This window comes from Blastococcus sp. OS1-29 (genome assembly GCF_057628075.1).
Genome location: NZ_JBXXJK010000005.1, coordinates 32,815 through 53,321 on the forward strand (window position 1 = coordinate 32,815; position 20,507 = coordinate 53,321).

Below are 20,507 nucleotides of genomic sequence, written 5' to 3' on the forward strand. Positions count from 1 at the left end.
GGCTGCACCCCATGAGCCGGCTGGACGACGTCGACCTGACGCAGCGCCTGAGCAAGAAGGAGTACAAGAAGGACCTCGCCGATGCCCAGGAACGGATGGTGCACCTGCGCCTGCTGCTGGGCGGCCAGATCGGGCCGCAGGAGCTGGGACCGCCGCTGTGCGTGGTGTTCGAGGGCTGGGACGCCTCGGGGAAGGGCGGAGCCATCCAGCGGCTGGTCAGCGAGATCGACCCCCGGCACGTCCGGGTGGCCCAGTTCGCCGCTCCCACGCGCGACGAGAAGCGGCACCACTTCCTCTGGCGGTTCTGGCCGAAGCTGCCCGGCTGGGGCGGCATGGCCGTGCTCGACCGCAGCTGGTACGGCCGGGTCCTGGTGGAGCGCGTGGAGGGTTTCGCGACCGAGGAGGAGTGGGAGCGGGCCTACGCGGAGATCGTCGACTTCGAGAGCAGCCTCGTGGCCGAGGGGATGATCCTGGTCAAGTTCTGGATGCACGTCTCTCGGGAGGAGCAGCTCCGGCGGTTCGAGAAGCGCCGGGACGACCCGTACAAGACGTGGAAGCTCACCGACGAGGACTGGCGCAACCGCGAGAAGCGGGACGCCTACGCCGACGCCGTCGAGGACATGCTGGACCGGACCGAGCGACCCGGCGCGCCCTGGCACGTGGTCGCCGGCGACGACAAGCGCTGGGCCCGCGTCGACGTCGTCCGCACCGTGGCGCGGGCGATGGAGCAGGCCCTGATCGACCGCGGCATCGACCCGGACCCGCCCCTGTCCTAACCCGAGGCCCCCAGGTCGGCGTGCTGGCGGATCCAGGCGTGCATGGCGATGCCCGCGGCCACGCCCGCGTTGATCGACCGGGTCGAGCCGAACTGCGCGATGGACACGGTGAGCGCCGCCGCGTGCTTCGCCTCCGGGGTCAGCCCCGGGCCCTCCTGCCCGAACAGCAGCACGCAGCGCTCGGGGAGGGCGGCGGTGTCCAGCGGGACGGCGCCCGGGTGGTTGTCCACGGCGACGATCGGCAGGTGCTCGGCCGTGGTGAACGCGGCCAGCCCGGCGACGTCCGCGTGGTGGCGCACGTGCTGATACCTGTCGGTGACCATCGCTCCCCGCCGGTTCCACCGCCGCCGTCCGACGATGTGCACCTCGGCGGCGAGGAACGCGTTCGCGGTCCGCACGACCGTGCCGATGTTCAGGTCGTGGCCGAAGTTCTCGATGGCCACGTGGAACGGATGCCGCCGCTGGTCGAGGTCGGCGACGATCGCGGCCAGGGTCCAGTAGCGGTAGCGGTCGACGACGTTGCGCCGGTCGCCGTCGGCCAGCAGGGCGGGGTCGTAGCGCGGGTCCCGCGGCCACGGGCCCACCCACGGACCGACGCCGACGCTCTCGCCCCACTCGGTCGGGCCGGCCGATTCGTCGGGGGTCACAGCCAGTCGATCCGGCCGCCGTGCGGCGCGGTGACCGCGACCGGCCGCCCGTCGACCGACAACACGAAGGACTCCGGCCCCGCCAGGTGGCGATCGATGCCGGGCACGATGCCGGCGGACTCCTGGGCGATCCACCGCACGCCGAGGGAAGACACCAGGCCGGCGAACTCCTCGCGGCGGGCGCGCCGCAGGTACGCGAGGACGGCGGTGTGGAACACCACCGGCGTGCATCCGGCGGGCAGCAGGCGCAGCGCCTCCGGGAGCCGGTCGATCAGGTCGCCGGTGAGGACGGTGGCCGGCTCCCGGGCGGCGATGCCGGCCGCGGCGTCGAGCCGCTCGAGCCGCGACCGGGCATTCGGCCCGGGCCACACCAGCGCCCGCAACCACGCCCGGTCGTCGGGGTCGGCCGGGTCGAGCGGGTTCTGGTCGATGCCGACCCGTGCGGCGACCACCGGCAACCGGTCGGGCACCGGGATCGCGCCGGTCGTCGACGTCGTCAGGTGGACGGCGCTGCGCGGGCCGACGGTGCGGCCGTCGAACTCGTAGCTGTAGCGGTCGGGATAGAGGCAGAGGCCGGCCGAGGAGCCGACCTCGACCAGACCCACCGGGCCCTCCACGTCGGCGAGCGCCGTGACGAGCGCGGCGCAGCGGGCGGGCTCGTTGGTCTGGGTGAACCGGGTGAGCATCGTCTCGCGGATGCGGTCCCCGTCGTCCCGGATCGCCGCGCGCAGCTGATCCGGGTCGGCCGGTGGGCCGTCGAGGAACGCGATCGCGCCGAACAGCAGCATCGGCTGCTGGCGGCCCCGCGGGAGTGCGACCAGGAAGTCGAGGATGTCGTCGTCTTCGGCCACAGCCGCCGAGAGCTCGGCGTACAGCGGGGAGGGCGCGGCTGCCGCGGCAGTCACGAAGCTGCGGAACTCCCCCGCGATCCGGGTCCGGTCGTCGTCGGCCATGCAGGCAGGATCGCAGGGTGTCTCCCGACGTCCTCGTGCACCTCATCGAGCCGGCCGCGTGGCGGACGGCGCTGGCAGAGGGCGCGGTGCGGCCGCCGTCCCTGGCCTCCGTCGGTTTCGTGCACCTCTCCACCCCCGAGCAGGTGCACCTGCCCGCCGAGCGGCTGTACCCGGGTCGCCGCGACCTGGCGCTGCTGGTCGTGGATCCCGCGCGGCTGACCGATCCCGTCCGGTTCGAGGACGGCGTGCCGGCCGACCCCGGAGGAATGCGGTTCCCGCACCTCTACGGGCCGCTGCCGACGTCCGCCGTCACCGCCGTGGTGCCCTACCGGCCGCCGGCACCGTGTGCGCTGCCGGCGCCCGACGACCTGCTCGCCCGCGCCCTGTCGTTCGACACGTCGCTGCCGATCCGCCGGGCCGTGGGGGTGGGCGACGTCCCGGGGGGCGTCGCCGTCCTGGACCCCGACGTCGTCCACTCCAAGGACAACAACCGGCTGCTGTTCACCTCCCCGGTGGACGCCGACACCGTGGAGACGTCGGCCGAGGAGGTGGGCGGCAACGCCGGGTGGCCGCACCGGGCGGCCGGCCTGCTGTGGCCCGCGGCCGACGACGTCGCCGCCGAGCTGCGCGGCCGCGGCTGGACCACCACGGCGCTGCTGCAGATGGGCCGGCCGGCCGCCCGGACCGAGGGCGGGGAGCGGGTCGAGCTGGTGGAGGAGCGCGACGTGCATCGGTTCTGGGCCGAGTCCTGGCGGCGCGACCTGCCCGCTCGCCCCGACCGCGAGCGCGTGATCGCCGACCTGATCGGGCGGGAGCGCCTCAACGACCGGGTGCTCGCCGTGACGAACCTCGTGGTGCGCGAGGAGGGCCGGGTCGTGGCCTCCGGACAGATTCGCGTCGACGGGGCGACGGCGGCGGTGGACTCGGTGCTGACCGGTCCGGCCGCACGCGGCCGCGGGCACGCCGACGCGGTGCTCGCCCGCGCGGTCGACCTCGCCGCCCGCGCGGGGTGCGACCTCGTCGTCCTGGAGGCGGCGGCCGACGACTGGCCGCGGCACTGGTACGCCCGGCGCGGGTTCGTCGAACTGGGCACGACCTGGGCGGTGGACCGCCCGGCCTAGACCGGCGCGAGCAGCGAGAGCAGCAGGTAGGCGACGGCGGCCGACGGCAGCAGCGAGTCCAGCCGGTCCATGAGACCGCCGTGCCCGGGCAGCAGGTGACCCATGTCCTTGATGCCCAGGTCGCGCTTGATCAGCGACTCCCCCAGGTCACCCACGGTCGCCGAGACCGCGAGGGCGGCGCCGAACAGCAGCCCGCCCCACCACGGCCCGTCCAGTGCCAGGGCGACGATCGGAGTGGCCACGATCATGCAGGCGGTGACCGATCCGCCGAAGCCCTCCCACGACTTCTTGGGGCTGATCGACGGCGCCATGGGGTGCTTGCCGATGAGCACGCCGGCCGCGTAGCCACCGACGTCGCTGGCCACCACCGTCGCGATGAACGCCAGCACGCGGGTCACGCCGTCGCCGGGCACCAGCAGCAGGACGGCGAAACCCCCCAGCAGCGGCACGTAGACCGCCACGAGGACCCCGGCCGACGCGTCCTTCAGATAGCCGACCGGCCCGTCGGCGAGCCGCCACACGACGACGGCGAGCACCGTGAGCAGGAACCCGACCACCAGGCCGGTCGCACCGCGGGTCCAGGCCAGGCCCTCCATCGCGACGGTGCCGACCAGCAGCGGGACCAGCGGCGCACGGAACCGGCCGGCGCCGAGAGCGCGGGTCAGCTCGACGACGCCGACCAGCATCGCCACGGTCACGACGCCGACGAAGGCGGGACGCCACAGCAGGAGGGAGGCGACGATCACCGCGCCGAGGCTGAGCCCGACCCCGATCGCCGCACCCAGGTTGCGTCCCGCGCGCCCGGGCGGCTGCTCGGTCGTGGGCACGTCGGCAGGATCCTCCGGGAAGGCCTCGTCCGGGGCGATCATCGGCTGCTCACCCGACCGCAGCGTCGCCGGCGAGGGACGGGCCCCCGTGAGCGCGACCGGGCCGGTCTCGTCGTCCCCCGGCCCCGGCCGGCCACCGAGGGTGGACGGCCGGCCGCCGCGCACCCCGAGAGGCAGTCGCTCGGTGCCCCGGTCGGGGGATCCGGGGCGGTCGGGGGCGGAGGAAGGCGTCATGGGCGGTGTCATCGGGAGCGAACCGTCGAGGGTCAGACCTCGAGGAGCTCGGTCTCCTTGTTCTTCACCGCGTCGTCGATGCTGTGGGTGTGCTGTGCGGTGAGGTCGTCGAGCTCCTTCTCCGCGCGCCGGACGTCGTCCTCACCCGACTCGCCGTCCCTGACCAGGCGGTCGAGCTCCTCCTTCGCGCGGCGCCGGATGTTGCGGATGGCGACCTTGGCGTCCTCGCCCTTGGCCCGGGCCATCTTCACGAGGTCGCGGCGACGCTCCTCGGTGAGCTGCGGGAAGACGACCCGGAGCACCTGGCCGTCGTTGGTCGGGTTCACCCCGAGGTCGCTGTCGCGGATGGCCCGCTCGATGGCGGACATCTGCGTGGCGTCGTAGGGCTTGATGACGGCCATGCGCGCCTCGGGCACGGTGATCGACGCCATCTGCGGCACCGGCGTCATCGCACCGTAGTAGTCCACGACGATCTTGTTGAACATCGAGGGCGCCGCCCGGCCGGTGCGTACCGAGCCGAGGTCCTCGCGGGCGACCGACAGAGCCTTGTCCATCCGCTCCTCGGCATCGAGCAGGGTGTCGTCGATCACTGGGTGTTCCCTCCTAGAGCCGGTTCAGGCCGGCTGACTGATCAGCGTGCCGATCTTCTCACCTGCGACCGCTCGGGCGATGTTGCCGTCACGCAGGAGGTTGAACACCACGATCGGCATCTGGTTGTCCATGCACAGGCTGATGGCCGTCGCGTCGGCCACCTTGAGCTGCTTCGCGAGCACGGTCGCGTAGTCCAGGTCGTCGTACATGACCGCCGCCGGATTGGTGCGCGGGTCGTCGTCGTAGACGCCGTCGACCCCGTTCTTGCCCATGAGCAGCACCTGGCACTCGATCTCCAGGGCGCGCTGGGCGGCGACGGTGTCGGTGGAGAAGTACGGCATGCCGGCGCCGGCACCGAATATGACCAGGCGGCCCTTCTCCAGGTGCCGGATGGCCTTGCGCGGGATGTAGGGCTCGGCGACCTGGCCCATGGTGATCGCCGACTGCACCCGGGTCTCCAGGCCCGCCTTCTCGCAGAAGTCCTGCAGGGCCAGGCAGTTCATGACCGTGCCGAGCATGCCCATGTAGTCGGCCTTGGTGCGGTCCATGCCGGCCTGGCTGAGCTCCGCGCCGCGGAAGAAGTTGCCGCCACCCATCACCACGGCGACCTGCGTGCCCTTGGCCACCACCTCGGCCAGCTGCTCGGCGATGCCGCGGACGATGTCGGCGTCGACGCCGACGTTGCCGCCGCCGAACGTCTCGCCGGAGAGCTTCAGCAGCACCCGGTGGTACCCGCTCCCGTCGGCCGGCTGGAAGGCGGTCGGTGCGGACAGCGGCGGTGTGGTGTCGGTCAACGCGTCATCCCTCGTTCGACATCGGTGAGTTGATCCTGCCGCACACACGAACGGCTCCGCTCCCAGAGTCGGGAGCGGAGCCGTTCATGACGTGCTGTGCCTCAGGCCTGGCCGACCTCGAAGCGGGCGAACCGCTCCACGGTGAGGCCGGCGTCGTCGGCAACCTGCTTGACCGTGCGCTTGGGCTCGGTGATCGAGGGCTGCTCGAGCAGGACGAAGTCCTTGTAGAAGGAGTTCACCCGGCCCTCGACGATCTTGCTGATCGCCTGCTCCGGCTTGCCCTCCTCCTTCGCGGTCTGCTCGGCCACGCGACGCTCGGTCTCGACGGCCTCCGCCGGGACCTCCTCACGGGTGAGGAAGCGCGGGCGGGCCGCGGCGATGTGCATCGCCAGGCTGCGCGCGGCGTCCTCGCTGCCACCGGAGTACTGCACCGCGACGCCGATGGCCGGGGGCAGGTCGGTGGCCCGCTTGTGCAGGTAGGTGGCCGTCGTGCCCTCGAAGGCGACGAAGCGGCTCAGCACGAGCTTCTCGCCGATGCGGGCGGACTCGCCCTCGACCAGCGCGGCGACGGTCTGGCCGTCCACCTCGGTGGCCAGCAGCGCCTCGGCGTCGGCCGGCTTGGACTGCAGCGCAATGTCGAGCAGACGCTCGGCGAGCGTGACGAAGTCGGCGTTCTTCGCGACGAAGTCGGTCTCGCAGTCGAGCTCGAGCAGCGCGCCGTCCTTGCTGACGACGATGCCGTTGGTCGTGGAGCGCTCGAGGCGCTTGCCGACGTCCTTGGCGCCCTTGACGCGCAGGAACTCGACGGCCTTGTCGTAGTCGCCGTCGGCCTCGGTCAGGGCCTTCTTGCAGTCCATCATGCCGGCGCCGGTGGCGTCGCGGAGACGCTTGACGTCGGCTGCGGTGAACTCAGCCATGTCACTTCCTCTAGGTCTGGGGTGGTGCGAGAGAACGTGGTGCGGACGTGCCGGGGCGCCGTCCCCGCGACGAGCGGGGACGGCGCCGTCGGATCAGAGGTCCGGTGCGGGCTCGCCGGCGGAGGGCAGACCGCCGGGAGCGACCTCCTCCGCGGTGACCGTGGGCGGGTACTGCGGGGTCTCCGGCAGGGTGGCCGGGTCGACCGGGGCGTCGGCTGCAGGAGCCGCGGCGGCGTCCCCACCGGTCAGGAGCTCGCGCTCCCAGTCGGCCAGGGGCTCGTCGCCACCGATGACCGGCTCGGCGCCGGCCTCACCGCGACCGGCGTCGGCCTGCGCGGCGGAGCGGGCCATGAGGCCCTCGGCGACGGCGTCGGCCACCACGCGGGTCAGGACGGCGATGCTGCGGATCGCGTCGTCGTTGCCCGGGATCTTGTAGTCGACCTCGTCGGGGTCGCAGTTGGTGTCCAGGATCGCGACGACCGGGATGTTCAGCTTGCGGGCCTCGCCGACGGCGATGTGCTCCTTCTTGGTGTCCACGATCCAGATGGCGCTGGGCACCTTCTTCATGTCGCGGATACCGCCGAGGGAGCGCTCGAGCTTGGCCTTCTCGCGGGAGAGGACCAGCTGCTCCTTCTTGGAGAGGCTGACCAGCGCACCGGTCTGCTCGAGGTCCTCGAGCTCCTTGAGGCGCTCCAGCCGCTTGAACACGGTCTGGAAGTTGGTGAGCATGCCGCCCAGCCAGCGCTGGTTGACGTAGGGCATGCCCACGCGCGTGGCCTGCTCGGCGACGACTTCCTGCGCCTGACGCTTGGTGCCGACGAACAGGATCGAGCCGCCGTGGGCGACCGTCTGCTTGACGAACTCGTAGGCGTTGTCGATGTACCCCAGCGTCTGCTGCAGGTCGATGATGTAGATGCCGTTGCGCTCGGTGAAGATGAAGCGCTTCATCTTCGGGTTCCAGCGACGGGTCTGGTGCCCGAAGTGGACGCCGCTGTCGAGCAGCTGCTTCATGCTGACGACTGCCATGGTCGCCTTCCTGGTTGCGCGCGGCCCGGGGGCCACGCTCTCTCGGTTTGCCGCGGGCACCGGGTGGTGCTTCGCCCTGGTGTCCGGCCGCGCCACACAACCCGGCGGTTTCCCGTCGGGACCGAGGTGGCGGCTGTCCCGCGCTAGCGGGCAGAGGACACGCGAAGTCGACCCGTCGAGACGGGCCGCACGGACAAGCATACGCGAGGTCCGCACCGGGTTTTCCCCAGCCGTCCGGGCATCCACAGATCTGCGGTGTCCGCACCTCGGGCACGCGGCGGCGCCCAGGATCGGAGCGTGCGCACCCGCGTCCTGCTGCTCCTCCTGGCCCTGGCGACGGTCGCTGCGCCGGTACCGGCGGGCGCCTCGCCGGCCGTCCCCGAACCGGCCGTCCCGTGGGGCGCGCCGCTGACCGGCGACCTCGAGGTCACCCGCCCGTTCCAGCGTCCGCCCGGTCCCTACGCCGCGGGACACCGCGGGGTCGACCTGGGCGGTGCCGCCGGCTCGCTCGTGCTGACCGCGGGCGACGGGACCGTGGTGTTCGCCGGCATGGTCGCCGGCCGGCCGGTGGTCAGCGTCGACCACACCGGCGGCCTGCGGACGACGTACGAGCCGGTGCGCCCCTCGGTGGCCGCCGGACAGCAGGTGGCCCGCGGTTCCCCGATCGGGATCCTGGAGGCCGGTCATTCCGGGTGCCCGCGCGAGGCCTGTCTGCACTGGGGCCTGCGCCGGGGCGAGACCTATCTGGACCCGATGCTCCTGGTCCGCCCCGTACGGATCCGTCTCCTGCCGCTCCGATGAGCGGTTGCACGGCTGGCTAGCCTGCGGCCATGGTCCTCGCCGAGCCGGCCCCCGCGCGGTGGCCGGACGCCGCCAGCGGTCGCGGGCACTACGAGAGCTACTACCTGCGGGCGGTGGACCCGACCGGGAGCCGAGGCATGTGGATCCGGTACACGGTCTCGGTCGCTCCGGGCGGGCCACCGGAGGGCCAGCTGTGGTTCACCCTGTTCGACCGGGGCTCCCCCGCGCCGCGCGCCGTCCGGGTCGGCGCGGGGCCAGCGACGACGACGCCGGGCGCGTGGATCCGGCTGGGCGACAGCACGTTCGGCCCAGCCGGGATCGAGGGGCGGGCCGGCTCGATGTCGTGGTCCCTGCGCACCCACGACGCGGAGCCCGCGCTGGAGCACCTTCCGCGCGACTGGATGTACCGGGCACGGCTGCCGCGCACGAAACTGCTGTCCCTGTCCCCCGCGACGGTGTTCGACGGCCGCGTCGAGGTGGACGGGGAGTCCGTCGCCGTGGACGGGTGGCACGGGATGGTGGGGCACAACTGGGGCGAGCAGCACGCCGAGCAGTGGATCTGGCTGCACGGTCTCGGATTCGAGGGCGCCGCGACGCATACCTGGCTGGACGTCGCGGTGGCGCGGGTGCGGATCGGCCCGCTGCTCACGCCGTGGGTCGCCAATGGCGCCGTGTCCGTGGGTGGGGAACGGATCCGCGTGGGCGGCCTCGGCCGTCCGGTCGCTGTGGACGCGGCCCCGGACCGGTGCCGGCTGCGCATCCCCGCCGCCGGGGCCACCGTGAGCGCCACGGTCTCCGCGCCGTCCGCGGCCTTCGTCGAGTGGGACTACGCCGACCCGACGCCGGGCCACCCTGCGCATCGGGTGCTCAACTGCTCGGTGGCGGATCTGTCGGTGACCGTCGACCGCCGGCACGGAGCGCCGACGGAGCTCCGGACAGCCGGGCAGGCCGCGTACGAATGGGGGCGCCCGGCCTGACGCGGGTTCAGGCGGCGCGCGCGGCTCGCCAGAGCGTCCACCGGTCCTGCTCGACCATCGGGCCCTCGGGGATCCGGCGCCGCAGTCCCCCGACCAGGTCGGCCAGTTCGGCGTCGCTGAGTTCGTGCAGGATCGACCGCCCGGTGCGCGACGCGATCTCGGCGAGGTAGTCCTCTCGGTCGGCGTAGCGGCGGCGGATCTCCCACAGCGTCGTCGTCGTCACGTCGTCGAAGCCGGCAGCGGCGAGCGCTGCGCCGACCCGGCGCGTGTCCGGACGGCGCCCGTTCTCGACATCGAGCAGCCGCGGGAAGAGATCGAAGAGCCAGCCGCGGGGATGGCCGGTGGACCCGGGCTGGGCGACGTCGTCGGGAGTGCGGTCCTGGAGCAGCAGGATCCCGCCGGGCCGGAGGATCCGGTATGCCTCCACGGCGACCGCGCGGAGGTCGAGCACGTGATGGATCAGGGCGCGCTCGAAGACGATGTCTGCGCTTCCGCGCGCGAGGCCGGTGTCGGCTGCGTCCCCCAGGCGGAACGACACCCCCGCCAGATGGCCGTGGCTCTCCCGGGCGGTGTCGAGGATCGGCGCGCTCGAGTCGACGCCGGTGACCCTCGCGGCACCCAGGTCGTGCCAGGCGCGGAGGTAGGTCCCTCCCCCGCAGCCGATGTCCACGACGTGCGCGCCGACCGGATCCACTCGCGCTGTGACCGCGTCCCGCCAGGAGGCGTCGGCCTCGCGGTCGGAGTAGCTCCGCCGGTTGGCCACGTCACCGAAGTCGATCGGCATGAGACCTTCCCGCCTCGGTGGCGCCGGATGCTCTCCACGCCCTCGCCCTGCCGAGCACCTGCTGGACCACGTCGGTCTTGGCGTCGGCGTAATGGTTCATGTCGGACCACGGTCGCCGAGCCAGATCGCGCTTCACGGCGGCGTACAGCGTCCGATCGGCCTCGTCGACCCGCAGCCAGTCCCGGAGGTCCAGGTAGTCCGTGATCGCCTGGTCGCCTGAGGAGTAGACGTGGACGTGGACATCCCGGTCGGGCGTGCGGAACATGCGATGACGCGCCTCACGGACGCGCAGCACGAAGCCGGCGTCCACCAGCGCGGTCACGTACGACGGCTCGTCGTCCACGTCCGCCACGACGACGAGCACGTCGATGATCGGCTTCGCGGCGAGGCCCGGCACAGAGGTGCTGCCGATGTGCTCGACCGCGAGGGCCGCATCCTCGAGCGCCGCCCCGATACGAGCCTCGAGCTCGGCGAACCGTGACGGCCACGCGGAGTCGTAGTCCGAGACGACCGGCGTGAACGGCTCCCGGCCACCGATCAGGACGGAGTCGAGGTAGCGATCGAGCTCGGCGCCCGTCGGGTCACCCACCTCAGGCGATGTCGGCGAGCTTCGTGCGGAGCTGGAGCACGGCCTTGGTGTGCATCTGGCAGATCCGGCTCTCCGTGACGCCGAGGACCCGGCCGATGTCGGCGAGCGTGAGGCCCTCGAAGTAGTAGAGGCTGACGACGACCTTCTCCCGCTCCGGGAGCTGCTCGACCGCGCGGGCGAGCAGCTGGCGCGCCTCGCCGTGCTCGGCCATCGCCTGGGGGTCCAGGGCGCTGGAGTCCTGCAGCGTGTCGCCGAGCCGGGGGGAGCCGCCGCCGTCGTCGTCGGTGAGGAGCTCGTCGAGCGCGACGACGTTGACCAGGGACAGCTGACCGAGGAACTTGCGCATCTCCTCGACGTCCATGTCCAGGATGTCGGCGACCTCCTCGTCGGTCGGGGTGCGCTGCAGCTTGGCCTCGAGCTCGGCGACCGCCCGCTCGTAGGACCGGGCCTTCATGCGCACCGACCGCGGGATCCAGTCGGTGTGACGCAGTTCGTCGATGATCGCGCCACGGATGCGGGCCATCGCGTAGCTCTCGAACTTCACCTCGCGGGTCGGCTCGTAGCGGGTGATCGCGTCGATGAGCCCGAAGGTGCCGTAGGAGACCAGGTCGGCCTGCTCGACGTGCGCGGGCAGGCCGCTGCCGACCCGGCCGGCCACGTACTTGACGAGCGGGGCGTAGTGGAGGATCAGCCGATCCCGCAGCCCCGGGTCACGGTGGGCCACGTACTCGTTCCACAGCTCTGCGAGCAGGGCATCGGCATCCTCACGGCTCTCGTCGAACTCGTCGATCCGGTGGATGGTGGCCTCAGGCACGGTCGCCCTCCTCGATGCTGCCGCTGCGTCGTGCTCGCTGGTCGTACCCGCCTCTGGCCACGCGGCCACCCTCTCAGGCACGGGGGTGGGCCTGCGCATGGACCGCACGGAGGCGTTCGACCGTCACATGCGTGTAGATCTGGGTCGTCGCGAGGCTAGCGTGGCCCAGCAACTCCTGGACCGACCGGAGGTCGGCGCCGCCCTCCAGCACGTGGGTGGCCGCCGAGTGCCGCAGCCCGTGCGGGCCGACGTCGGGGGCGCCGGGGGCCGCCGCGACCGCCTTGTGCACGACGCGCCGCGCCTCGCGGGCGTCGAGCCGGTGCCCGCGGGCACCGAGGAGCAGGGCGGGTCCCGAGTCCGAGGTGGCCAGGGCGGTCCGCCCGCGGGTCAGCCAGGCGTCGATCGCCTGCTCGGCCGGAATGCCGTAGGGCACGCTGCGTTCCTTGCGCCCCTTGCCCAGGACCCGGAGCAGGCGACGTCCGCGGTCGACGTCGTCGACGTCGAGGCCGACGAGCTCGCTCACGCGGATGCCGCTGGCGTACAGCAGCTCGACGACGACGGCGTTCCGGAGCCCGATGGGGTCGTCGGCGCCGGCCACGGCATCGACCACGGCCCGCGCCTGATCCGGGGCGAGGACGTCGGGCAGTGGACGGTGGGCCTTCGGGCTGACCAGCCGCAGCCCCACGTCGTCGGGCGTGAGTCCTGCCCGGCGCAGGTAGGCGGTGAAGGAGCGGGCCGACGCCGCGTGGCGGGCGGTGGTGGCGCGGCTGTGCCCGCGGGTGCGGCCCTGCGCGAGCCAGCCGCGCAGGGCCGCGAGGTCGAGGTCGTGCACCTGTTCGCCGCCGCGGCGTACGAGGTGGTCGAGCAGCCACACCGCGTCGGTGACGTACCCGCGGACCGTGTGCTCGGACAGGTCGCGCTGGGTGCGCAAGTGCTCTTCGTACCCGGCCAGGGCCTCGGCCAGCGCAGGGGGCAGCGCCGCCCGTGCATCTGCTGTCCCCGCGGTCACCCCGGAACCGTGCGGTGGCCCGCCCGGCCCGTCAAGCCGCCGCGCCGCGACCGAGCCGCCAGCCGCTACCCGTCCACTGGACGAGGTCGGCCAGCTCGAGTGCCGGGAGCACCCTCAGCACCTCGAGCACGTCGCAGCCGGCGATGGTTGCGAGCCGTTCGGGACTGACCCCGGTGCGCACCGGGCAGGCGTCGAGCACGCGGGTGGCGAGGTCGGAGAGCCCGTCCCGCGGACCGGTGGGCTTGTCCGGGGGCTCGGCGAGGTCGGTCCCGATCCCGCCGACGGCCTCGATGACGTGCGCGGCCGACGCGACGAGAACCGCTCCTGCCTCCTCGTCCCGCAGCAGTTCATGGCAGCCCACCGACATCGCGCTGGTCACGGGGCCCGGGACGACCATGACCCGGCGACCGAGCCGCGAGGCACGCTTCGCCGTGGCCTGCGCGCCCGACCTCGCGGCCGCCTCCACCACGACCGTGCCCCGGGTGAGCGCCGCGATCAGCCGGTTGCGCACCAGGAACCGGTGGCGCAGCGGCGCGCATCCCGGCGGCCATTCACTGACCAGCAGCCCGGTCTCGGCGATGCGGCTGAACAGCGCCCCGTGCGCGGCCGGATAGGGCCGGTCCACGCCGCAGGCCAGCACGGCCAGCGTCGGCACCTCGGCAGCCAGCGCGCCACGGTGCGCGGCGGCGTCGATGCCGAAGGCACCGCCGGAGACGACCGTCCAGCCGCGCTCCCCCAGCTGGAAGCCGAGCTCACCCGCCACGTGCTCGCCGTAGGCCGTCGACGCCCGCGATCCGACCACCGCAACGGACCTGTCCACGAGCTGGTCCAGCCGCGCGGGCCCACGGACCCACAGCGCGACCGGAGGGACCGGGGCCAGGGTGCGGCCCGGCTGGTGGCGGTGATCGGCGGGCTCGCGGCTCGTCGCGAGCGTGAGGGCATGCAGCGGTAGCGCCGGCCACTCGTCGTCCTCGGGAATCACCAGCCGCGCCCCGACACGCTCTGCCCGCGCGAGGTCGGCGAGGCTCTCGTCCTGGTCTGCCCGGGGCCCGACGATCGCACGGATGCGTTCGGGGGCCGACCCTGCCCGCAGTCGCCGGACCGCATCGACGGGCCCGACGTCCTCGATGTAGCGCCAGAAGTCGATGGTGCCGGGCTCGGCGACACGGCTCAGCCACGCCCGAGCCCGCCGCGCGGCGGCCACCGTTCCCGTCTCCAGAACCTCGTCGAGGCTCATGCCGCGGCCCGCTGCAGCCGCATGCCGAGAGCCTCGGCCACGTCGTCGGCGTCCGGCACGGCGCGGCCGGCCAGATCCGCGACCGTCCAGGCAACCCGGAGAACCCGGTCGAACCCGCGCACCGAGAGCGCCCCGCGTTCCAGCGCCCGTTCCGCCAGGCGCAGCGACATCCGGGGCACCACCCAGCGCTCCCGGAGCAACCGCCCCGGGACCTGGCTGTTCAGCGTCAGTCCGGTGCCGCCCAGCCGTCCGGCCGCCGCGGCGCGGGCCTCCGCGACCCGCCGGGCCACGACCTCGGTGGTCTCCGGTGGTTCGAGGGCGTCCAGCCAGCCCGCACGGGTGACGGCCGGGAGGTCGACGCGCAGATCGATCCGGTCGAGGAGCGGGCCGGACAGCCGGGCCTGGTAGCGCCGCCGCTCGAGGGCGCTGCACGTGCACGCGATGTCGCCGGCGGCGGACGCACACGGGCACGGGTTGGAAGCCAGCACGAGCTGCGCCCGGCAGGGGAACGTCGCTGAGCCCGACGCCCGGTGGATGGTCACCGAGCCGCGTTCGAGGGGCTGGCGCAGCGTGTCGAGGACCGCGCGGGGGAATTCAGGCGCTTCGTCCATGAACAGCACACCGCGGTGTGCCCGGCAGAGAGCGCCGGGCCGGATCTGCCCCGATCCCCCGCCGATCAGCGAGGCCATGGAGGCCGAGTGGTGCGGCGCCTCGAACGGGCTGCGCTGCAGCAGCGGAGCGTCTGGGGGCAGGGTGCCGGCCACCGAGTGGATGGCGGTGACCTCGAGCGCCGCCTGCTCGTCCAGGGGCGGCAGCAGGCCCGGCAGCCGCTCGGCCAGCATGGTCTTGCCCGCACCCGGCGGACCGGTCAGGAACAGGTGATGACCTCCGGCGGCGGCGATCTCGACCGCGCGCCGGCCCGCCGCCTGTCCGACGACGTCGCCGAGGTCGGGGACCGGTGGCTCGGCCGGCAGCGGTCCGCGGACGTGCGGGGTGATCGAGGTCGTGCCGGCCAGGTGGGCGACCACTTCGGCCAGCGTGGTCGCGGGCAGCACCTGCACACGCTCGACCAATGCCGCCTCATCGGCATTGGCCGCGGGCACCACGACCTGTCGGTGCCCCGCACGCGCGGCGGCGAGGACCGCGGGCAGCACGCCGCGGATTCCTCGGACGGTGCCGTCGAGCCCCAACTCCCCCAGCAGCACGAGCCGGTCGACCGAGCGATCGGGCACCGTTCCTGAGGCCGCCAGGACAGCGGCGGCCAGGGCGAGGTCGAAGCCGCTCCCCTGCTTCGGCATCGACGCCGGTGACAGGCCGATCGTGATCCGGCGCTGAGACGGGAACGTCGCACCGGCGTTCACCACGGCCGCGCGGACGCGGTCGACCGACTGACGCACCACGGCGTCCGGGAGACCCACCAGCGCCACTCCGGGCATCCCGTTGGCCATGTCGACCTCCACCTCGACCATCGCGCCGACGACGCCCGCGAGGCCCACCGACCAGGTGCGCGCCAGCGTCACGAGAACGCCCCCCGCAGGTGGGTCACCAGAGCCGGCCGGCCGGGGCGCACCAGGACACCGACCACGTCGAACCTGAGATCCGGCGCGTGCTCGTCGTGCGCCGCCAGCCAGCGCTGGGCCAGCGTGCGCAGCCTGCGCTGCTTGGTGAGGGTCACTGCCTCCACCGGAAACCCGAACCCGGTCCCCCGCCGAGCCTTGACCTCGCAGAAGACGAGCGCGTCGGCATCGCGGGCGACGAGGTCGAGTTCGCCCTCCCGGCAGCGCCAGTTGCGGTCGAGCACCCGCAGGCCGACATCGGTGAGGTAGGTGGCGGCGATGTGCTCGCCGAGGGAGCCGAGCTCGAGAGTGGTGGACACGCCACCGACCGTTCGCCCCGGCGGGCCGCTACGACAGCTCCCGGGGGAAGCTGTGGACGGGGACCACCCCTGTGGACGGAATGCCCCTCGACCGACCGGCAGGAGGCCAGAGTGATCCTCGTGGTGGGCGCAACCGGGCAGGTCGGGAGCCTCGTGGTGCGGCGGCTGCGGGCGGAGGGCCGGTCGGTGCGCGCGATGGTGCGCGACCCGGCGACGGCGACCGACCTGGCCGCTCTGGGCGCCGAACTGGTCGTTGCGGACCTGACCCGGCCCGAGACCCTGGACGCCGCGCTGGCCGGGGTCGACTCGGTCGTGGCCACGGCGAACGCCGTCGCCCCCATCCACCGCACGGACAGCGCTGCGGCCCTCGACGCCGGATACGCCGAGCTGATCGAGCGCGCCGAGCGATCCGGCGTCCGCCGGTTCGTGTTCATGAGCGTGCCGGAGACACCGCTGGACGAGCGCGTGCCGGTCGCCGCGATGAAGCGGCGGGTCGAGCGCTTGCTGGGCGAGTCCGGCCTGTCGTGGCTTTCTCTGCGGACACCACCGTTCACCGAGGTCTGGCTGGCTCTCGTCGGCAGCGAGCTCCCGCTGCGCGGCGAGGAGCGGAGCACGCTGACGCGGCCCTATCCCACGCTCCGCTGGTTCCGTGGGGTCACCGGTCGTACCGTCGAGCGGCGCGGGATCATGGTCGTCCCCGGACCCGCCACCGCCCGGCAGGCATTCCTGTCGGTGCACGACGCGGCCACGGCGCTCACGGCGGCGCTACGACCGGACACCGGCGAGGGCCCCGTCGACCTCGGCGGCCCCGAGGTCCTCTCGTGGACCGACGTCGCCGCGATCTACCAAAGGGTGCTCGGTCGTCGGGTCCGGGTCATCAGCCAGCCAGCGCGCGCCTTCGCCGTTCTGCAGCGGTTGTTCATGCCCGTGGCGCCGTCCCTGGCGGGCGTCATGGGCCTGAACCGGCTGATCGCGACGTCCCAGACCGACTGGGACACCGCAGGGACCGCAGCCCGCCTGGGCCTAGGGCCGCTCCGGACGGTCGAGCAGATCCTCCGCGAGAAGTCGGTCCTGCCGCCGATCAGGTGATGCGCGGGTTCTCCGGCAGCTCGAGGTCGGGCTTGTCCAGCTCCTCGACGTTGACGTCCTTGAACGTCAGGACGCGCACGTTGCGGACGAACCGCGCCGGGCGGTACATGTCCCAGACCCACGCGTCGGAGAGCTTCAGCTCGAAGTAGACCTCTCCCCCCGCCTCGCGCACCTGAAGGTCGACCGAGTTGGCGAGGTAGAAGCGCCGCTCGGTCTCCACCACGTACGTGAACTGCCGCACGATGTCGCGGTACTCGCGATAGAGCTGCAGCTCCATCTCGGTCTCGTACTTCTCGAGATCCTCGGTGCTCATCGAACGTCTCCGGGCACTGGGCTCATGAGGTCATCATCGACCATGGCGACTTCGGCTGTGACCTGGAGTCCCCGCGCGGCGTAGGAGTCCCGCGCACTGCGGACGTTCACGAAGCGCATCCGGTGCTCCGGGCAGGGCCCGTGCCGTTGCAGAGCCGCGCTGTGGACGTCGGTGATGTAGCCCTTGTGGCCGGCGAAGTCGTACTCCGGCCACCGCTCGTGCAGCTCCATCATCATCCGGTCGCGGCTCACCTTGGCCAGCACGGACGCCGCGGCGACGCAGGCGGCGACGCGGTCGCCCTTCCAGACGGCCAGCCCGGGCTGGGCCAGGCCGGACACGGGGAAGCCGTCGGTGAGGACGTAGTCCGGCCCGGGCTCGAGCGCGGAGACCGCCCGGCGCAGCGCCTCGATGTTCGTGACGTGCATGCCGCGGGCGTCGAGATCGGCCACCGGGATGACCACCACGGACCAGGCCACCGCGCGCTCGACGACCTCGCTGTAGACGCGTTCCCGGGCCGCGGCGGTGAGCAGCTTGGAGTCGGCCAGGCCGGGCACGCGGCCGCGCCGCCCGGACGGCAGGACGCAGGCGGCGGCGACGAGCGGGCCCGCACAGGCCCCACGGCCGGCCTCGTCCGCCCCGGCGACGGCGGCGAACCCGCGGCGGCGCAGCGAGCGCTCCATGTCCCAGAGCGCGTCGGGGCGGTCGTCGTCGGCAATCGTGCGACGGGTGCGGGAAGGGGCAGTGCTGACCATCGGCACCGACCCTACGACGCACTCCGGGCCGGTCTCCCCGAGGGGAGACCGGCCCGGTGTGCCGGAGATGGTGGTGCGGACCGATCAGATGTCGGCGGCGTCCAGACCCGAGTGGTCCAGCTCGACGGCGCGGGCGGCCGAGAGGCTGTGCCCGCAGGTGCAGCCGGGCTGGCGGTTGGACAGCACCAGGGAGACCGCGTGGGCCCGGTCGCGGGCACCCAGCTTGCGCAGGATGGCCTTGACGTGGGACTTGACGGTGTCCTCGCTGATGAACAGGTTGCGGCCGATCTGACGGTTGGACTGCCCCTGGAGCAGCTCGTCCAGCACGTCGGACTCGCGGCGGGTCAGCGGCACCTCCGGCGCGAACGGCTTGGCGGCCGGCACGTCCGAGGGCTCGACCCGGCGGATCTGCGGGTCGACGACGGTCCGGCCCGCACGAGCGGCCAGGATCGCCCAGCCGAGCAGGGTCGGCGAGGTGTTGATCATGAGGTAGCCGCGGATGCCCGCAGCGATCGCCTCGTTCACGATGGCCGGGTCCTCGGACGTGGCCAGCGCGACGATCGCGACTCGGGGGAAGCGGCGCCGCAGGTCGCGGCAGGCGTTCAGGGTGGCGGCGCGGCCGCTGCCCAGCTCGACCACGACCGCGTCGGGTCGGGCCGACTCGACCAGCGTGAGGGCCCGACGCAGCTCGCCGGGCGTACCCACCGACTGCATGCCGGCCGTCTCGTTGATCATGCTGACCAGACCGCGACGCAGGACGGGCGCGTCAGCGAGGAGCAGCACGCGGGTGACCCCGCGGGCGGTGCTCGCCATAGGTGCAGACACAACTGACTCCGTTTCACTCTCCGGGAACTTGCAATGTCTCCATCGGAAGGGTGAAACGATTGCTTGAACACTTTTCTTACATTTTTTTCATTGCTATCTGCGCGCCGGATTCATTTCCGTCCCAGTCACATGAGAAACGCCGAGTGGCATTCAGTGGTCGCCGGAACGGCGCCGGCGACGCCAGGCGACGAGGGGAACGGCCCCGACCAGCCCCACGGCGGCGGGGACGGCGCCGGCTGCCGCGGCCTCGGTCCCCTGGATGTCCGGCGCATGCAGCAGCCCGAAACGACTCACCGGCCAGACGATGACGGCGGCCTTCCCGATGACGTCGTCCACCCCGATCGTGCCGCTGTACTTGTCGCCGTTGTGCATTCGGGAATCGGCCGATGCCGAACGGTGGTCACCCATCACCCACAGCCGCCCCTCGGGCACGGTCACCGGGCCGAAGGCGCGGGACTCGATCGGGGTGTTCTCGAAGATGTAGGGCTCGTCGAGCGGCTTCCCGTCGACCGTCACGCGCCCCTCGGCGTCGCAGCACTGCACCGTCTGGCCGGCCGTGGCGATCACCCGCTTCACGAAGTCGTCCTCGCTCGGCGGTGCGACCCCCACGGTGCGCCCGAGCCACAGCATCGCCGCGGAGAACCAGTTGCTCGGCTCGGCGACCGACACCTCCGGCGTCCAGGTGTCCGGGCCCTTGAAGACGACGATCTCGCCGGGCTCGGGCTTCCCGAACCAGTACGGGACCTTGTTGACCAGCACCCGGTCGCCGGTGCAGCCCGCACAACCGTGCAGGGTCTGCTCCATCGACCCGGACGGGATGAAGAATGCCTGCACGAAGAACGTCTTGACGACCAGGGCCAGGACGAACGCGATCAGGAGGAGCACGGGCAGCTCGCGCAGCAGCGAACCCTTCTTCGCCGCACCGCGCCGGCGCGACCGGCGCGAGGAAGCGCCGTCGGCGGCGGCCCCAGGCTGCTTCGCGGGTTCGTCACCTGGAACGACGTCGGCGGGCCCCCCGGGCCGATCACTGCTCATCACGAGCAATGTACGGCGCGGGAGGCCCGCCGCGACGACTGCCGGTCTCGACCGGCCGGTCAGCGTGTCAGCGCGCGATGATGTCGCGCTTCTCCTTGATCTTGGCGGCCTTGCCGCGCAGCTCGCGGAGGTAGTACAGCTTCGCCCGGCGGACGTCACCGCGGGTCACGACCTCGATCTTCTCGACGACCGGGGTGTGCACCGGGAAGGTGCGCTCGACGCCGACGCCGAAGCTGACCTTGCGGACGGTGAAGGTCTCGCGGATGCCGCCACCCTGGCGACGGATCACGACGCCCTGGAAGACCTGGATGCGCGAGCGGTTGCCCTCGACGACCCGCACGTGCACCTTCACGGAGTCCCCGGGGCGGAAGTCGGGGATGTCGCCGCGCAACGAGTCGGCGTCGAGTGCGTCCAGGGTGTTCATCTCGGCAGTCCTCAGTCCTAGTGCAGTGGCTCTATCGGTGCAGACAGCGGAGTGACCGGCCGTCCGAATCAGTGGCTGCTACTCCATGGCGGAGCC

At 72.7% G+C, this 20,507-nt stretch carries 24 protein-coding genes; 5 read left to right on the forward strand and 19 right to left on the reverse strand.

Annotated features, from left to right (window positions below):
• Window positions 1-11 precede the first annotated feature (11 nt).
• Entirely contained in the window at window positions 12-776 is a 765-nt protein-coding gene (locus AC2H4J_RS13725; RefSeq protein ID WP_487465428.1) for a polyphosphate kinase 2 family protein, read from the forward strand.
• Here AC2H4J_RS13725 and AC2H4J_RS13730 read toward each other — a convergent pair.
• Window positions 773-1,423 carry a TrmH family RNA methyltransferase gene (locus tag AC2H4J_RS13730; protein WP_487465429.1) on the reverse strand — a complete coding sequence of 217 codons (651 nt, stop codon included), beginning with the start codon at window positions 1,421-1,423 and terminating at the stop codon, window positions 773-775. The two genes, AC2H4J_RS13725 and AC2H4J_RS13730, sit on opposite strands and share 4 nt — an antisense overlap.
• Window positions 1,420-2,376 carry a DUF2332 domain-containing protein gene (locus AC2H4J_RS13735; protein ID WP_487465430.1) on the reverse strand — a complete coding sequence of 319 codons (957 nt, stop codon included), beginning with the start codon at window positions 2,374-2,376 and terminating at the stop codon, window positions 1,420-1,422. Before AC2H4J_RS13735 ends, AC2H4J_RS13730 begins: the two co-directional genes overlap by 4 nt.
• A gap of 17 nt (window positions 2,377-2,393) precedes the next feature.
• On the opposite strand from AC2H4J_RS13735, the gene AC2H4J_RS13740 reads away from it, so the two are divergent.
• Window positions 2,394-3,497, forward strand: coding sequence for a GNAT family N-acetyltransferase (locus tag AC2H4J_RS13740; RefSeq protein ID WP_487465431.1), 1,104 nt, complete (start codon window positions 2,394-2,396; stop codon window positions 3,495-3,497).
• On the opposite strand, the gene AC2H4J_RS13745 is transcribed toward AC2H4J_RS13740, so the two are convergent.
• From AC2H4J_RS13745 to rpsB, 5 genes are all read right to left on the reverse strand, one after another.
• Window positions 3,494-4,558 carry a phosphatidate cytidylyltransferase gene (locus AC2H4J_RS13745; protein WP_487465432.1) on the reverse strand — a complete coding sequence of 355 codons (1,065 nt, stop codon included), beginning with the start codon at window positions 4,556-4,558 and terminating at the stop codon, window positions 3,494-3,496. The genes AC2H4J_RS13740 and AC2H4J_RS13745 overlap by 4 nt on opposite strands.
• Window positions 4,559-4,590: 32 nt before the next feature.
• A complete protein-coding gene (gene frr, locus AC2H4J_RS13750) occupies window positions 4,591-5,148 on the reverse strand; it encodes a ribosome recycling factor (protein ID WP_487465433.1) in 558 nt (185 codons plus the stop codon).
• A gap of 24 nt (window positions 5,149-5,172) precedes the next feature.
• Window positions 5,173-5,943 (reverse strand): UMP kinase, encoded by a 771-nt coding sequence (gene pyrH, locus AC2H4J_RS13755; protein ID WP_487465434.1) that lies wholly within the window; start codon window positions 5,941-5,943, stop codon window positions 5,173-5,175.
• 101 nt (window positions 5,944-6,044) lie between these two features.
• On the reverse strand, window positions 6,045-6,860 hold the full coding sequence (tsf, locus tag AC2H4J_RS13760; RefSeq protein ID WP_487465435.1) for a translation elongation factor Ts: 816 nt from the start codon (window positions 6,858-6,860) through the stop codon (window positions 6,045-6,047).
• Between the two features lie 93 nt (window positions 6,861-6,953).
• Window positions 6,954-7,886, reverse strand: coding sequence for a 30S ribosomal protein S2 (gene rpsB, locus AC2H4J_RS13765; RefSeq protein ID WP_487465436.1), 933 nt, complete (start codon window positions 7,884-7,886; stop codon window positions 6,954-6,956).
• 297 nt (window positions 7,887-8,183) lie between these two features.
• On the opposite strand from rpsB, the gene AC2H4J_RS13770 reads away from it, so the two are divergent.
• Together AC2H4J_RS13770 and AC2H4J_RS13775 are read left to right on the forward strand one after the other, a co-directional pair.
• Window positions 8,184-8,687 (forward strand): murein hydrolase activator EnvC family protein, encoded by a 504-nt coding sequence (locus tag AC2H4J_RS13770; RefSeq protein WP_487465437.1) that lies wholly within the window; start codon window positions 8,184-8,186, stop codon window positions 8,685-8,687.
• A 29-nt stretch (window positions 8,688-8,716) separates the two neighbouring features.
• Entirely contained in the window at window positions 8,717-9,664 is a 948-nt protein-coding gene (locus AC2H4J_RS13775) for a hypothetical protein (RefSeq protein ID WP_487465438.1), read from the forward strand.
• 7 nt (window positions 9,665-9,671) lie between these two features.
• On the opposite strand, the gene AC2H4J_RS13780 is transcribed toward AC2H4J_RS13775, so the two are convergent.
• From AC2H4J_RS13780 to AC2H4J_RS13810, 7 genes are all read right to left on the reverse strand, one after another.
• The gene (locus AC2H4J_RS13780) at window positions 9,672-10,448 is read right to left on the reverse strand and encodes a class I SAM-dependent methyltransferase (protein WP_487465439.1); all 777 of its coding nucleotides are present in this window, start codon (window positions 10,446-10,448) and stop codon (window positions 9,672-9,674) included.
• Window positions 10,429-11,037, reverse strand: coding sequence for a GrpB family protein (locus AC2H4J_RS13785; protein WP_487465440.1), 609 nt, complete (start codon window positions 11,035-11,037; stop codon window positions 10,429-10,431). Before AC2H4J_RS13785 ends, AC2H4J_RS13780 begins: the two co-directional genes overlap by 20 nt.
• Window position 11,038: 1 nt before the next feature.
• The gene (gene whiG, locus AC2H4J_RS13790) at window positions 11,039-11,851 is read right to left on the reverse strand and encodes an RNA polymerase sigma factor WhiG (RefSeq protein WP_487465441.1); all 813 of its coding nucleotides are present in this window, start codon (window positions 11,849-11,851) and stop codon (window positions 11,039-11,041) included.
• A 73-nt stretch (window positions 11,852-11,924) separates the two neighbouring features.
• Window positions 11,925-12,860 (reverse strand): tyrosine recombinase XerC, encoded by a 936-nt coding sequence (locus tag AC2H4J_RS13795; protein ID WP_487465442.1) that lies wholly within the window; start codon window positions 12,858-12,860, stop codon window positions 11,925-11,927.
• Between the two features lie 31 nt (window positions 12,861-12,891).
• Window positions 12,892-14,097, reverse strand: coding sequence for a DNA-processing protein DprA (dprA, locus tag AC2H4J_RS13800; RefSeq protein ID WP_487465443.1), 1,206 nt, complete (start codon window positions 14,095-14,097; stop codon window positions 12,892-12,894).
• Window positions 14,094-15,617 carry a YifB family Mg chelatase-like AAA ATPase gene (locus AC2H4J_RS13805; protein ID WP_487465444.1) on the reverse strand — a complete coding sequence of 508 codons (1,524 nt, stop codon included), beginning with the start codon at window positions 15,615-15,617 and terminating at the stop codon, window positions 14,094-14,096. Before AC2H4J_RS13805 ends, dprA begins: the two co-directional genes overlap by 4 nt.
• Window positions 15,614-15,973, reverse strand: coding sequence for a YraN family protein (locus tag AC2H4J_RS13810; protein WP_487465445.1), 360 nt, complete (start codon window positions 15,971-15,973; stop codon window positions 15,614-15,616). The genes AC2H4J_RS13805 and AC2H4J_RS13810 overlap by 4 nt, the downstream gene beginning before the upstream one ends.
• Before the next feature lie 111 nt (window positions 15,974-16,084).
• Between AC2H4J_RS13810 and AC2H4J_RS13815 the strand changes: the two genes are divergently transcribed.
• The gene (locus AC2H4J_RS13815) at window positions 16,085-17,062 is read left to right on the forward strand and encodes an SDR family oxidoreductase (protein ID WP_487465446.1); all 978 of its coding nucleotides are present in this window, start codon (window positions 16,085-16,087) and stop codon (window positions 17,060-17,062) included.
• Here the strand turns inward: AC2H4J_RS13815 and AC2H4J_RS13820 are convergent.
• The 5 genes from AC2H4J_RS13820 to rplS all read right to left on the reverse strand — a co-directional run bounded on the left by AC2H4J_RS13820 (window position 17,055) and on the right by rplS (window position 20,411).
• Window positions 17,055-17,375: a DUF2469 domain-containing protein gene (locus AC2H4J_RS13820; RefSeq protein ID WP_092196408.1), complete on the reverse strand. Its 321-nt coding sequence runs from the start codon at window positions 17,373-17,375 to the stop codon at window positions 17,055-17,057. The two genes, AC2H4J_RS13815 and AC2H4J_RS13820, sit on opposite strands and share 8 nt — an antisense overlap.
• Complete coding sequence (locus tag AC2H4J_RS13825) at window positions 17,372-18,127, reverse strand: ribonuclease HII (protein ID WP_487465447.1); 756 nt, start codon at window positions 18,125-18,127, stop codon at window positions 17,372-17,374. Before AC2H4J_RS13825 ends, AC2H4J_RS13820 begins: the two co-directional genes overlap by 4 nt.
• An 84-nt stretch (window positions 18,128-18,211) precedes the next feature.
• Window positions 18,212-18,940 (reverse strand): LuxR C-terminal-related transcriptional regulator, encoded by a 729-nt coding sequence (locus AC2H4J_RS13830; protein WP_487465448.1) that lies wholly within the window; start codon window positions 18,938-18,940, stop codon window positions 18,212-18,214.
• Between the two features lie 162 nt (window positions 18,941-19,102).
• Window positions 19,103-19,987: a signal peptidase I gene (gene lepB / locus AC2H4J_RS13835; protein ID WP_487465449.1), complete on the reverse strand. Its 885-nt coding sequence runs from the start codon at window positions 19,985-19,987 to the stop codon at window positions 19,103-19,105.
• A 67-nt stretch (window positions 19,988-20,054) separates the two neighbouring features.
• Window positions 20,055-20,411 (reverse strand): 50S ribosomal protein L19, encoded by a 357-nt coding sequence (rplS, locus tag AC2H4J_RS13840; RefSeq protein WP_487465450.1) that lies wholly within the window; start codon window positions 20,409-20,411, stop codon window positions 20,055-20,057.
• Window positions 20,412-20,507: the final 96 nt, after the last annotated feature.

Coding starts and splice junctions, on each gene's coding strand:
- AC2H4J_RS13725 (WP_487465428.1), top strand. CDS start 12: ATGAGCCGGCTGGACGACGTCGACCTGACGCAGCGCCTGAGCAAGAAG.
- AC2H4J_RS13735 (WP_487465430.1), bottom strand. CDS start 2,376: ATGGCCGACGACGACCGGACCCGGATCGCGGGGGAGTTCCGCAGCTTC.
- AC2H4J_RS13745 (WP_487465432.1), bottom strand. CDS start 4,558: ATGACGCCTTCCTCCGCCCCCGACCGCCCCGGATCCCCCGACCGGGGC.
- tsf (WP_487465435.1), bottom strand. CDS start 6,860: ATGGCTGAGTTCACCGCAGCCGACGTCAAGCGTCTCCGCGACGCCACC.
- rpsB (WP_487465436.1), bottom strand. CDS start 7,886: ATGGCAGTCGTCAGCATGAAGCAGCTGCTCGACAGCGGCGTCCACTTC.
- AC2H4J_RS13775 (WP_487465438.1), top strand. CDS start 8,717: ATGGTCCTCGCCGAGCCGGCCCCCGCGCGGTGGCCGGACGCCGCCAGC.
- AC2H4J_RS13780 (WP_487465439.1), bottom strand. CDS start 10,448: ATGCCGATCGACTTCGGTGACGTGGCCAACCGGCGGAGCTACTCCGAC.
- dprA (WP_487465443.1), bottom strand. CDS start 14,097: ATGAGCCTCGACGAGGTTCTGGAGACGGGAACGGTGGCCGCCGCGCGG.
- AC2H4J_RS13820 (WP_092196408.1), bottom strand. CDS start 17,375: ATGAGCACCGAGGATCTCGAGAAGTACGAGACCGAGATGGAGCTGCAG.
- AC2H4J_RS13825 (WP_487465447.1), bottom strand. CDS start 18,127: ATGGTCAGCACTGCCCCTTCCCGCACCCGTCGCACGATTGCCGACGAC.
- AC2H4J_RS13830 (WP_487465448.1), bottom strand. CDS start 18,940: ATGGCGAGCACCGCCCGCGGGGTCACCCGCGTGCTGCTCCTCGCTGAC.
- lepB (WP_487465449.1), bottom strand. CDS start 19,987: ATGAGCAGTGATCGGCCCGGGGGGCCCGCCGACGTCGTTCCAGGTGAC.
- rplS (WP_487465450.1), bottom strand. CDS start 20,411: ATGAACACCCTGGACGCACTCGACGCCGACTCGTTGCGCGGCGACATC.